Origin of the sequence: Sphingobacterium sp. ML3W, assembly GCF_000747525.1 — a bacterium.
In the GTDB taxonomy this organism is placed as follows: Bacteria; Bacteroidota; Bacteroidia; order Sphingobacteriales; family Sphingobacteriaceae; genus Sphingobacterium.
Window position 1 is genome coordinate 4,170,207 of sequence record NZ_CP009278.1, and the last position, 12,484, is coordinate 4,182,690.

The window sequence follows — 12,484 nt, forward strand, 5'->3', positions numbered from 1 at the left end:
GTTCTTAGAAATTGACATTTAAGCCGAAAGAATAAACCGTGGAGAATGGGTATGTCTTTCCATCGTTCCAACCCCCTAAGCCTACAGTTTCTGGATCAAACACTTTTGACATCTTTGAAAAAGTCAATAAATTTTCTCCTGACAAGTAAACCCTGAGTTTGGATACACCTATTTTCTTCAATGCTTCCTGACTAAAAGTATAACCGATCTGTGCATTTTTTAAACGCATATATGCCGCATTTTGAATATAGCGTGTTTGTATATTTTGGTTTTTAGTGGTATTGAAATAAGGTCTAGGTAAATAGGCCCCTTTATTTAAATCCAAGATACCATTTTGAACCATCGTAGAGTTTTCATCTCTGTAGAAATCCATATTCTCCTCAAAACCTGCTGACTGCCACATACCACCGGTAGCACCCCAAAAATATGCACCATTGGGCATATAATCTCTTTTTCCTATACCTTGTAAGAAAACACGAGCGTCAAAACCTTTATATGCCATGCTTAAGTCTAAGCTAAAGCGGTAACGTGGAGAACTATTACCTATTATGCTTAAATCCCCATGATCTTGAAGTGTATTTGCTCCATTATCCACTTTACCATCACCGTTCAGATCGGCATACATAATATCACCTGCTTGCCACTGTGAGGCAAATGTTTGTTTGGTATGGGCTAAATGCGCATCCATTTCTCCCTGACTTTGTGCTATACCTAAAGTTGTATAACCCCAGATTTGATTACTTGCCCTTCCGCTGTACCATTGCGCCAAATCACCGTATTCATTTGGATATTTAGTGACCACTTGATGATCATCTGATAAAACCCCACGTACGCTATAGTCAAATTCTCCGATACGGTCTTTCCAAGATAGCTCGATTTCAAAACCCTTTGAATACATTTCAGAGTTATTTACTCTTGGAACTGCCGTACCTAAAATAGCTGGTAAAGTGGGTGCAGGGCCTATCATGTTAAAAGTGTTCCTTTTGAAAACCTCTAAAGTGATACCCAATCTATTCCTTAATGCCTGCACATCTAGTCCCACATTCCAACTGGAGACGCGTTCCCAAGTAAGGTTTGAGGAAATCAAACCAGGAGAATTAGCAGTATTGGTTTTTTGTCCATTTAATAACCAGCTTCCATTATTGGTTGATACCGGCATAAGCTCATAAAATGGATACCAATTATTGGTATATTGATTCCCAAGTTCGCCGTAAGACCCCCTTAATTTAAAGGCTGATATTTGATCTTTCCATTTCCAAAAACTTTCATTTGCGACGTTCCATCCCATCGATACGGAAGGAAACAGATTCCACCTCAATTCGGTAGGAAAACGTGAAGATCCGTCATAACGTCCATTGACCTCAACTAAATATCGATCACGATAACTATAATTGATACGACCAAAAAAACCAGCAGTGGCCCAATGTTGGTATGCTCCTGATGTCAGTGGGTTTTTAGTAGCGGTATTGAGCGTTGGGATATCATCAGATATTAAATCGGTCATACTACCTCTTAATGAACGGTTTTTTTCCAGCTCGGAGTTGAAACCTACCAAGAATTTAAATTGATGGTCATCTGCTATCGTTAAACTATAATCTGTAAAGATATTCGTGCTAAAGTATTCTTCTTTTACACCTACCTCAGTGACTGCAGTATTACCTGCGGAATTATAACCTACTGCTAGCGGAAATGGCTCACCATCCGCTTTATAGGCATAGGCCTTCAATAATTCACTATGTGAGTTTGTGTTACGAATGCGGTAATTTACATTCGCATTAATATTCCAATCTTTTGTTGGTTTTATGAGCAATTGCACTTGTTGATAAAGGAGATCTTTCACCTCATTAGACCGTCCACCATTTAATAATTGACTGATCTCTGAAGGTTCCGAATAATAGCCATTGTCATCTTTTACCGGTACAGTAGGCCATCGTCTTGCAATATTATGGTAGTAGAGATCGTTCATATGTGCCGCTTTACCATAATCTTCTCTAACAAATCGGGTATTGGTCGTTAACTCGACATGGTCATTGACTATAAAGTTCAATTTATTTGCAAAAGTATAACGTTTGAATTTATCATCTGAATAACGATTCAAACCACTTTGATCCATATAGTTACCAGAGGTGAAATATTTTATCTTTTCACTCCCTCCATTGATACTAAGGCTATGCTCATGTGAAGTAGAGAACTTACGATAAAACTCATCAAACCAATTGGTATTGGCGTTGGATCCTGTATAATATCCCCAATCACCACTTGCATTAGGTACACTGACCGTATTAATGGTTCCTTTTTGATAGGCATCGATGCGATCAAGTACGTCTTGCGAAAACTTAGCTCCTTCACCATCATTGGCTGCAGCCTCATTATAATAGTAAGCAAATGTTTTTGAATCCAACATGGTCGGGAGTCCCATAGGTTTGCTTAGTCGTATATTATTGTTATAATTAACGACCGCCTTGCCCGATTTACCAGATTTGGTTGTGATCAAAATCACACCGAAAGGTGCGCGCGATCCATAGATGGCTGAGGAAGCTGCGTCTTTTAAAACAGAAATACTCTCGATATCATTGGGATTAATGGCATTGAGATCTCCTTCCATCCCGTCAATGAGCACTAAAGTAGAAGCGGAAGAGCCTACGCCGATTGTTCCACCACCGCGAATATTGACACTTAAGTTTTGATTCAATTCTCCGCCTAATCCAGATGTCTGCAAATTCAGACCCGGTACCAAACCTTGGAGCGCCTGTCCTACATTTTGCACCGGTCTAGATTCTAATTCTTTTGATGATACTGTAGAAACAGCGCCTGTTAAATTTGCTTTCTTTTGTTTACCATATCCTACGACAATAACTTCATCCATACCATAATTGGAAGATGCTAATTGAACCAAGAGGTTGGTTTTGCCAGAAACTTGAATTTCTTTGGTTACATAACCTACCGATGAAATAATTAAGGTCGCATCGGTGGGTACATTTGATAATTGAAAATTACCTGATCCATCGGTAGAAGTAGAATTGGTGGTTCCTTTTATAATAATCGTAGCTCCTGGTAAAGGTTTTCCATCTTCATCTTTTACCTGACCCGTCGTTGTTTTCTGATTGCTTAAATTCTCCCGTAATATTGTTTGTTCTTTAGTGGGGGCAACATGAATGACAACTGTATTGTCCATCAATTCCCAAACTAAATTTTTACCCTGAAGAATTGTATTCATCGTTTCAGGTAGAGAAGAATCATGTATGGTCGCCGTAATGGGCATATTGGCTATAGCATCTCCTTTAAACAAGAAAGATACTCCTTTTTGTTTTTGTATTGTTCTCATCACGTTTTTCAGAGATTCCCCTTTCACGTTAAGTTGAATGGTTTGGGCTTTCACGCTTGCAATAACCTGAAAAATAGTAGTAATCAGTAAAAGTGCTATTAGCTTCATCGTAATGAATAATCGGAAAGCAAAGCGACTATCTAGCCACCTTACAATTGGTTTAAAAAACATATTTTAAAATGTTAAATTGGTTATTTAATTTGTTTCATGAAGGATTTCCACCTCCTTATCGGTAATTTATATTCATCATTTAGGATGATTGATGTCCCACCACCAATCAGTTTTTATTAATATCAATAAGTATATCTTGCTTTTATAGAACCTCCTTTCTTAATCAGAACCTATTATCTTCACTATTCTTCAATTAGCAATTTTATATGATTTCCATTGCTGAGAATGCTAAATTTAAGTCCACTTTTCTCCAGCATGTACAAGACAGATTTTAAACTTTTAGTTCGATCTATGATGCCATAAAATGGTATTGGTGAATAATGATCGGGATATTCGATTTCAATGCCATACCAACGTCCCAATTGTTCTAATACATCTTTGGAATCGGTGCCATCAAAATAAAACTGACCTCTTTTCCATGCTGAGATCTGTTCTAAATCCACAGTTTGTATCTTCATCTGAACACCATCACTGGTACTTTGCTGCCCTGGTAATAAAAATTGCTTTTCAAGTCTGGAACCATTCATACTGACAGCAACTTTTCCTTCTAACAGAGCTGTTTTAGTATACTTTTGATCAGCATAAGCGGAAACATTAAACTTAGTGCCCAAAACTTCGATGGTTTGATTTGCAGACTTGACGATGAATGGTAATCTTTGCATGCCATTTTTATGTTTACTATTCGGAATTTCAGCTCCCACAACTTCAAAAAATGCTTCCCCTTCAAGTTCAACGATACGTCTATCTGAATCAAAACCGATGGGATAGGTTAATCTGGACCCTGAGTTTAAAAAGACTTTTGTACCATCAGAAAGCACAACTTGATAACTGCTTTTTAAAGGCACTTCGAGTACCATTTTTGTCGATTTATCAAGATAGTCCTCTCCGAGCTCGAGGGTCATTCCGTATAGCGCACTGTCTCCTAAATGTATACCCTCAGAATTATCATTTAAAACAATAATACGACCATCAGGCAAAATGATTTGTGCCTTGGTTGTTCCAGCTGCAACATCCGTCATCTCGCTAAACGTAACAGTACTATATTGAACATGGTTGTATTGTAAATAAAAAATCATAGCAGTCACAGATATTGTAAGTACGATGCTCGCCGCCCAATATAAAATCGTTTTTTTATATGTTTTTCGACTACTTCTAGATTGAATGCCATCCGCTACCCGTGCCATCAGCTCTTGCTCCTTTTCCCCATTCATCCAATCTTTTTCTAAATTTTGGAAACGGTCTAAATCATCCATCAATGTTTTCGACTGCCCTAAAGCATTTAAAAAATGTTGATTTCTAACATCTTCGTCTAACCAAACATTTAAATCGAGCGCTTCATCCTCGTTCAATCTTTCTTGAAAATATTTCTTAATTAATTTTGAAATATAATTTAGGTTGTTCATAATTACTCGGCTATTAACAGTATATACAGTTAGGGAGGTAAAACCTAATCAAAAATTTCACCGTTAAACCTAATTACCTAAATAACAGGAGAATAAAATAACTCCAAACCAATTATTTGGTTTATCTAATACATTACGTAAATGCTTAATAGACTTAGATTTGGCATTAAATACAACCTGAGGAGTGGTCTCCAGTAAGAGACAGATTTCTTGAGTAGAATATCCCTGCATACAACTCATTCTAAAAATATTCCTTTGTTGCTCTGACAACTTAGCAAGCTCTTTCTCTACCTGTTGTAAAAACTCATCGTATATGATTTGCTGTTGTATATCCGTATCATCGTAAATCAACAGATTATCCAATTCATAATCAAACGGTGGAACGTGTTTATTTTTCTCCACTGCATTTAAACAAGCATTTTTTGTCACCTGGTATAGAAAGCGAACGGCATGTTGATCAGATTGAAATTTTTCCTGATAATTCCAAACCTTCAAAAAAGCATCAACCACCAGTTCTTCTGTTAATTCTTTTGATTGTACAATATTATAAGCGAAAAATGATAATGGCTTTAGGTACAACTTCATGAATCTATTTAAACCGTTCTCATTTCCATTTTTAAGTTCAATGTACCATAATGCATCAATTTCCATTCTGACTCAATCTTTAAAAACATTTTTCAAACCAACATCCTGACTTCAGTTAACCCTGTTTATGTAGGTGGATTAAATTGGTATTGTTTTCTAAGATAATACAAAAACATATCATTATGTCATACTTAAGGATCGCTGTTTTAAACTATTAGAAAATCAATCAGTTTCCAAATCTGATAAATATTACCACTTTTAAATAGAAGGTAAATTGATGGAAGGTCTTAATAAGTCACACTAGGCATGATTTTCTAGCTACACACTTGTTCCATATGCAACTAAGCATTTGGAGAAGACTAGTTTAAAATAGTATTTCGTTTCAAATTTTGCTATAGATTTGAAGGTTTTGCTAAATGGATATTTCCTTATTTCCAAACAGTCTAAATGGGTGTTTAGCCATCTAATATTGACTAAATATTGGTGAATATCTGAACAATAAATTGAACAGGTGTTCTACTGTCAACAAACACAATATTTCATTTCTATTTTTTCATATTTTCTATTACAATCAAATTATAAAAGACACAATCAATAAAAAAAATTTTGGTTTCGCAGTATTTTCGATGTAAATTTCGCTGATGATTTCACTAAATAAATTACCCGTAACGCAAAGAATTTTAGTGAAAATCTGATAAAAAAAACGATTATATCGAATGTAATTAAATCATATTTGTAACAAAAAATATACGTTTCTAGCTTAAAACGTATTGAGAAGCATCCCTTTAAAATAATGTTTTATTTAAAAGAGATGCTTCTCAATACGGATATTCGTTTAAAATAGTCTATTGGTTATGCTTAATAATTTTGGGTTCTAAAATCAAATAACAACATACATAAAGCACATGGCAAACAAACAGTGCTAGACCCGTCAATAGTAATAAATCGGCAGGGATAATGTTGGTGATAGCGGAGATACAAAAGGTAACGACCAACTGTAAAGAGCCTAATAAAGCGGATGCAGAACCACTGTTCTCATGAAACGGTTCTAAGGCTAATTTAGTCGTTGTTGGGAATAAAATCCCCAAAGTCAGAATCAAAAAGAATAATGGAATCAATAGCACTATAATTGGTTGTTTAGCAATACATAGTCCCAGAAAAACCACGCTAAGTATCAATCCTATTAGTATTGTACTTTTAATGATTTGGCGTACAGATAACCAGCGTGATAATACCGAATTAGATAACCAGGCTCCGATTACTAACCCTATGGCATTAAAAGCAAATATATAACTGAAATATTGTGAAGTGAGGTTTCCATATTCCATAATCAAATATGGTGCATTCGCTAAATAAATCATCAATATACTATAAGTCAAGCTACCAATTAAGGTGTATTTCACAAACGTTCTGACTTTAAGTACGCTCTTAAACTCCTGCAATAAGTTTCCTTGTTTTCCAATCGTTTTAACTCTAGTTTCAGGTAGGAATAGGATAACAGAAAACAAGCTAAATACACCTAAAACCAATAGCGTAATAAAAGTTGATTGCCAATCGAAATGTGAGACCAAAAAATTTCCGGCAACCGGTCCAATAATAGGGGCTACACCTGCTATAATAGCTAATAGGGAAAAGATATGCATAGTCTCTGCCTTGTCAAAATATTCGTTTACAATGGCTCTTGCGATCACAACTCCTGCACAGCCGGCAAACGCCTGGAAAAACCTAGCAATCCAGAACTGTTCGATAGTAACGGAGTATATACACGCAATAGTTGCTACAATAAATAGAAGTAAGGATATAATCGTCGGCCATTTCCTTCCATAACGATCTGACATAATTCCCCAAAATAGTTGACCAGCAGCAAATCCAGCTAAAAACGTAGATATAGAAAACTGAACGGCTTTCAAATCTGTTTGATAATACTGTGCAATTTTTAAAAATCCTGGCAAATACAAGTCGATACTAAAGGGCTCTAAAGCAGACAAAAGTGCTAAAATGAGCACGACTACGAGTTGATTTGTTTTTAAGTTACCCATGTTTCTTTTTTGTGATTACAAAGGTAATTGTGAATTTAGTTCAAAACTTATGCTAATGCGACTTATCCTTGGACTTTCTTCACCTGTTCTCTAAAATTTAGTGGAGTCTGTAGGGTTAATTTCTTAAAAAAACGATTGAAATAGGAGACCTCAGAGAAACACAGTTTATGCGCTATATCCTGAATATTTTCGGTGCTATGGCCTACGAGCCTTTTAGCTTCAAGCAGTAATCGATCTTGCAGTTGTTGCTTTAAACTTTTTCCGATAGAAAGGAGGAGTATTTCGTTCATCCGCTTAGTAGAGAGTGCCACTTTATCCGCGTAAAACTCATTTTTCCGCTGCGTGATGTAGTGTCGTTCAATCAACTCTAAAAGTTTATGAATACGCGCGTCAATAGTAACATGACTTTGCTGCACTACAGGTAAATCTTGTAGATGAAGAATATACAATTGTAAATATTTTTCTAATACGGCTGCCCGTTTTAGTGAGTGAAACTCCATTTCAATCAAGAGATGTAAATGTTCGAAGAGCTTCTGCATTGGAAGAGTTACATCAAATTTCAGGTGATTATGTCCTGTAAACGCTTTTTGCTTGGCTTCATTAAACAAAACGCGATGAAAGTAATCCATGTCTATCGCTAAATAATACCCAGAAACAGCAATGGGATCAAAATAATGTACTTGTCCTGGATAAATAATCCAAATCTGGTTGGGCTCTATTTGATAGGTCGTGAAATCAATTTGATGTTCTTCTCCAGAAGCACCGGTAAACCAATAGATTTGATAAAAATTGTATTGATAGTGCTGTTTAAAATCAAACAATTCTAAACTATTTTCAATTCTAAAAAATTCGATTGGAATATCTTTATCCTGTTGTTGTATCTGGATGACTTGCTTTCTCGATTTCATAAATACTGGACCTTAGTAAGCTATTTAAAACAAGTAAATTTTAATTGCAAAAATACTAAATATCAACAATAGTATCCTATAATTTTACTGCTCACCAGCTCATGTACTTTTACAGTATTGGCCCAAATGTTTGTCCATATATCATTAAAACTTGTTTTATTCTTGACAATCCAGATTACCTATATCCTGTTCTATTTAAAATAAACTTCAATGATATTCATACAATTTTTGGAATATCATCTTGCTCTAATTGATTCCTTTCCGATATACCATACGCTATAATTACCTTTATAAAACTCACAAAGACGTGTAAAAAATTATGGTAAATCATAAATATTCATATCTTTACATATACCTAAAAATCTGTCAATTACGCGAATATTCATTGTGATGTATCTTGATAATGAAATTAAAAATTTCATCATAATCATTAATTATTCAAAAGCAGATCTAAAAATTAAATTTCAAAACTTAAAATAATGAAAATATATAAAAATATACAAGTTGTGGTACTCCTGTTGATTATCCTATTCCCATCAATTGTGCTAGGGCAAGCCAGTTCGAAACCCTTTGATGGAGCTAAAATCGAAGTATTTCACCCCGACCTCAAGAAAATAATGGACCCATCCACAAAAATCGAATTGCTGGCCGCTGGTCTCGAATGGACAGAAGGGCCGGTTTGGAACCATCAAGGAGACTATTTATTGTTTAGCGACACGAGACTCAATACCATATATAAATGGTCTTCAAAGAATGGTCTAGAGAAGTTTTTAGAACCCGCAGGATATCAAGGTGCTGATATCTACAGTGAAGAACCAGGCACAAATGGATTATTGATCAATCAAAAAGGAAATATAGTGGCATGTGATCATGGTAACAGACAAATTGTCGAAATTGATCTCAATACTAAAAAATTTACACCCTTAAGTACTCACTGGAATCAATTGCGGTTTAGTTCGCCTAATGATATTTGTCAACATCAACGTGGGGATTATTTTTTTACTGACCCTCCATATGGACTCCCAAATAGAGAACGTGATACTTTGAATAGAGAAATTACTGCTAATGGCGTTTACAGACTGGATCGTTCAGGAAAAACCACACAAATCATTACAGACTTAACGAGACCAAATGGTATTGCACTGTCGACAAAACAAGATAGGTTGTATGTCGCCATTAGCGATCATAAATACCCTTTTATTATGGAGTATCCTTTAAATAATAAACTGGATATTGGAAAGGGTCGGGTTTTTGTAGATTTTAGATTAAAATTTCCTTCTGAACCGATGGCTGCGGATGGTATTAAAGTGCATTCAGATGGATATATATTTGCTGCCGCTGGAAACGGAATTATCATCTTAAATAGTGATGGGGAATTACTGGGTAGAATTAAACTTGGTATTGCTACTGCAAACTGCAGCTTTGGAGGAGATGGATATTTATATATAACTGCTTCAGATAAACTATTACGTGTTCCACTTCAAAAAATATAAGCCGAAAAAAATAGGCCTTATCCTATATTTACATCATACCAGTCATCGACAAGCTCCCTCTTAATAGTTGCGTACCATTTAAGAGGGAGCTTATCTGCATGTAATATAAGAATATCATCTAGCTACCATATACCTACCTGAATCTACACAGCAATTGCTCTTGGTAAGAATAGTCATTCTTACCGATTCGAGAACAGCTATATTTTTCAAATCCACGATAGCTGCAGCTCGTCTTTACCGGATCATAAATATGGATTATATGCCTTTATAAAATGAATTATATACAGCATAACCATCTTTAAATCCGCTGAAGTGACAATACAATTAACAACACACGCCCAAAAACCCTACTCCTATTCATCAAAAATATTGTAGCTAAAAGTACCTCTTTGGTTGAGGAAAGAAAAAAAATCATTGAATGGACGACTTGAGCAGGTAAAGACAATATTTAATTTGAAATATAATTAATAATTATATAGATTTGTTTTAGATAATAGTAAGACTATTTTAAACCATTTATATAAATCAAGTTCATTAATAGAATAAAACTTGTTTTCAAAATAAACGATTTAAATTATAATCGGGAACATTTTATCAATTATATTTTATCATATACCTAAAAACAATAACCTCCCATGACTAGATTTACACAAAAGATGATGTTAATCCTGTTGATTTTTTCCAGTCAACTTGTCGTTAACTGTTCCTCAGATGATGATTCAATTAATGAAGTAATTGAAAATTCGACCATTTGGATGGATGATTTAGAGTCATCACTTGGTACAGGTACAAAAGCCAAATTGAATAGTTGGATAGACAAGGGTTTAAATTCAACCAAACTCAAAGATGCTTTTTCCAAATCAAACGATAAGTCGGGCTTAATGACTAATCTAGAATCTGCTATCAGCATTTATCACCAACGGGTATTCATTGAAGATTGGGATAATATTCCTGGAATTGCTAAATTTGATTACAAATCAAATGGTTTATCATCGGGCATAACAAATCCTGATTGGAATAATCCAGATTTAGATTTACCTGCTATAGAAGCGGCAAACTTTGTTGATGCTGCTGCAACGGTATTACCTGCCGGAACAAAGATTTATCGTGTCACTGGTGGTAATCCAGCGGGCGGATATTGGACAAGAGAAAAACCTAGCTCTATTGGAGCTGTAATCGGCGGAACTGCTGTTCAGCCGGCTTGGAATGATTTTAGCAAGTGCTACGAATATGAGGTTCCAAAAGAACTAACGTTGAAAGTGTGGCAAGGTATAACAGCAAGACAACCTATCGCGATGGGGGTAATCAACCCTCACTTACCTGGGGGAGATGTGCAACTGTTTCTCCCACCAGTTGTTAGGGACGAAGCGTTTAAAAAATTAGTGATACAAACAGCATTACTATGGTAAATTCTGAGAAAATTAAAAATGATTACTTACAACTGTTGCGGTTGATTGAAAAAGAATCTTTAATAGATACATCTATTTCGAGATACCTGAACTATTTGAACAAATACAAAAACAAGTTCATAGACCAAAGTAATCTACAACATAAAGAGGAATTAAAGGAATTTTTAAAAGGAGCAAATAGGTTCTCTGACGAGTTTTCCTTCTCCGATCAGAATATTTCTCAGATTCGGTCATTGATCAATAATCTTTATGAAACATTAAATCACTAGTAATAAGAGCTGTCAATACACAATAAGAAAACCTCTCCATTGCTGATGGAGAGGTTTTCTTTTATAGCATTAAAACTGCTCCACCACCCTAAATTAAGGGAAATACGAGAACAATGAGGAAATTGGTATGTCGAAGTTTATCTTTGTAAAACATTTTATAATTGATTACAAATGGATTTCAAAAATTTACTCAAACAAATTGATTTCATAAAAGAAATTGACAAAGTCAAGTATATCCAAAGGAAAACCAAGTTGTTCAATAGCGATCGAAAAGAAAACGATGCTGAACACAGTTGGCATTTGGCACTCATGGCGATGGTTTTAACGGAGCACTCAAATGAATCTATAGATATTTTAAAAGTGATAAAAATGGTTCTCATACATGATATTGTCGAGATCGATGCCGGAGATACATTTATTTACGACACCAAAAAAAACCACGCTAATACTGACGAAGAGAGATTAGCCGCTAATCGTATTTTTGGTTTATTACCGAAGAAACAATCGCAGGAATTCATTGACATCTGGGAAGAATTTGAGGCTGGATTAACATCAGAAGCTAAGTTTGCAAAAGCAATGGATCGCCTAGAACCGCTCTTACAAAATACGTCAAATAGCGGTGGGACATGGAATGAATTTGGTGTCAGCTATAGCAAAGTATACGAAAAAAAGAAAGTCATTGATGCGGGATCTAGATCAATATGGAAGTATGCTGAAAAACTAATCAATGAGAGTGTAGATCAGGGTATTTTGAAGAAAGATTGAATCGCAAAATTAGGTTTACTGCATGAGCTATTTCATGTTTTTATCAAAGTAAGTTTCGATAGCGACCCTATTAGAATACGTATCGAAACGAGTCAACTGCATAAAGTTGTTTTTTTA

General features: G+C 35.2%; 9 protein-coding genes. 4 read left to right on the forward strand and 5 right to left on the reverse strand.

Annotated elements, in window-relative coordinates; all coding sequences use genetic code 11:
• Positions 1-4: 4 nt before the first annotated feature.
• From KO02_RS17885 to KO02_RS17905, 5 genes are all read right to left on the reverse strand, one after another.
• Entirely contained in the window at positions 5-3,496 is a 3,492-nt protein-coding gene (locus KO02_RS17885) for a SusC/RagA family TonB-linked outer membrane protein (protein ID WP_038700494.1), read from the reverse strand.
• 182 nt (positions 3,497-3,678) lie between these two features.
• The gene (locus KO02_RS17890; RefSeq protein ID WP_038700496.1) at positions 3,679-4,899 is read right to left on the reverse strand and encodes a FecR family protein; all 1,221 of its coding nucleotides are present in this window, start codon (positions 4,897-4,899) and stop codon (positions 3,679-3,681) included.
• Between the two features lie 69 nt (positions 4,900-4,968).
• Complete coding sequence (locus KO02_RS17895; RefSeq protein ID WP_038700498.1) at positions 4,969-5,550, reverse strand: RNA polymerase sigma factor; 582 nt, start codon at positions 5,548-5,550, stop codon at positions 4,969-4,971.
• Positions 5,551-6,329: 779 nt separating this feature from the next.
• Complete coding sequence (locus KO02_RS17900; RefSeq protein WP_038700499.1) at positions 6,330-7,523, reverse strand: multidrug effflux MFS transporter; 1,194 nt, start codon at positions 7,521-7,523, stop codon at positions 6,330-6,332.
• Between the two features lie 62 nt (positions 7,524-7,585).
• On the reverse strand, positions 7,586-8,431 hold the full coding sequence (locus KO02_RS17905) for a helix-turn-helix domain-containing protein (RefSeq protein ID WP_038700501.1): 846 nt from the start codon (positions 8,429-8,431) through the stop codon (positions 7,586-7,588).
• A gap of 479 nt (positions 8,432-8,910) precedes the next feature.
• Here KO02_RS17905 and KO02_RS17910 point away from each other — a divergent pair, with 479 nt between their 5' ends.
• From KO02_RS17910 to KO02_RS17925, 4 genes are all read left to right on the forward strand, one after another.
• Positions 8,911-9,924 (forward strand): SMP-30/gluconolactonase/LRE family protein, encoded by a 1,014-nt coding sequence (locus KO02_RS17910; protein ID WP_038700502.1) that lies wholly within the window; start codon positions 8,911-8,913, stop codon positions 9,922-9,924.
• A 635-nt stretch (positions 9,925-10,559) separates the two neighbouring features.
• The gene (locus KO02_RS17915) at positions 10,560-11,333 is read left to right on the forward strand and encodes a hypothetical protein (protein WP_144243359.1); all 774 of its coding nucleotides are present in this window, start codon (positions 10,560-10,562) and stop codon (positions 11,331-11,333) included.
• On the forward strand, positions 11,327-11,602 hold the full coding sequence (locus KO02_RS17920) for a hypothetical protein (RefSeq protein ID WP_038700505.1): 276 nt from the start codon (positions 11,327-11,329) through the stop codon (positions 11,600-11,602). The genes KO02_RS17915 and KO02_RS17920 overlap by 7 nt, the downstream gene beginning before the upstream one ends.
• Before the next feature lie 171 nt (positions 11,603-11,773).
• Complete coding sequence (locus KO02_RS17925; protein WP_038700507.1) at positions 11,774-12,367, forward strand: HD domain-containing protein; 594 nt, start codon at positions 11,774-11,776, stop codon at positions 12,365-12,367.
• The last annotated feature ends 117 nt before the right edge of the window (positions 12,368-12,484 follow it).

What these genes read in the sequence shown, in the direction of transcription:
- KO02_RS17895 (WP_038700498.1), bottom strand. Translation starts at nt 5,550, where the DNA reads ATGGAAATTGATGCATTATGGTACATTGAACTTAAAAATGGAAATGAG.
- KO02_RS17915 (WP_144243359.1), top strand. Translation starts at nt 10,560, where the DNA reads ATGACTAGATTTACACAAAAGATGATGTTAATCCTGTTGATTTTTTCC.
- KO02_RS17910 (WP_038700502.1), top strand. Translation starts at nt 8,911, where the DNA reads ATGAAAATATATAAAAATATACAAGTTGTGGTACTCCTGTTGATTATC.
- KO02_RS17890 (WP_038700496.1), bottom strand. Translation starts at nt 4,899, where the DNA reads ATGAACAACCTAAATTATATTTCAAAATTAATTAAGAAATATTTTCAA.
- KO02_RS17885 (WP_038700494.1), bottom strand. Translation starts at nt 3,496, where the DNA reads ATGTTTTTTAAACCAATTGTAAGGTGGCTAGATAGTCGCTTTGCTTTC.
- KO02_RS17925 (WP_038700507.1), top strand. Translation starts at nt 11,774, where the DNA reads ATGGATTTCAAAAATTTACTCAAACAAATTGATTTCATAAAAGAAATT.
- KO02_RS17900 (WP_038700499.1), bottom strand. Translation starts at nt 7,523, where the DNA reads ATGGGTAACTTAAAAACAAATCAACTCGTAGTCGTGCTCATTTTAGCA.
- KO02_RS17920 (WP_038700505.1), top strand. Translation starts at nt 11,327, where the DNA reads ATGGTAAATTCTGAGAAAATTAAAAATGATTACTTACAACTGTTGCGG.
- KO02_RS17905 (WP_038700501.1), bottom strand. Translation starts at nt 8,431, where the DNA reads ATGAAATCGAGAAAGCAAGTCATCCAGATACAACAACAGGATAAAGAT.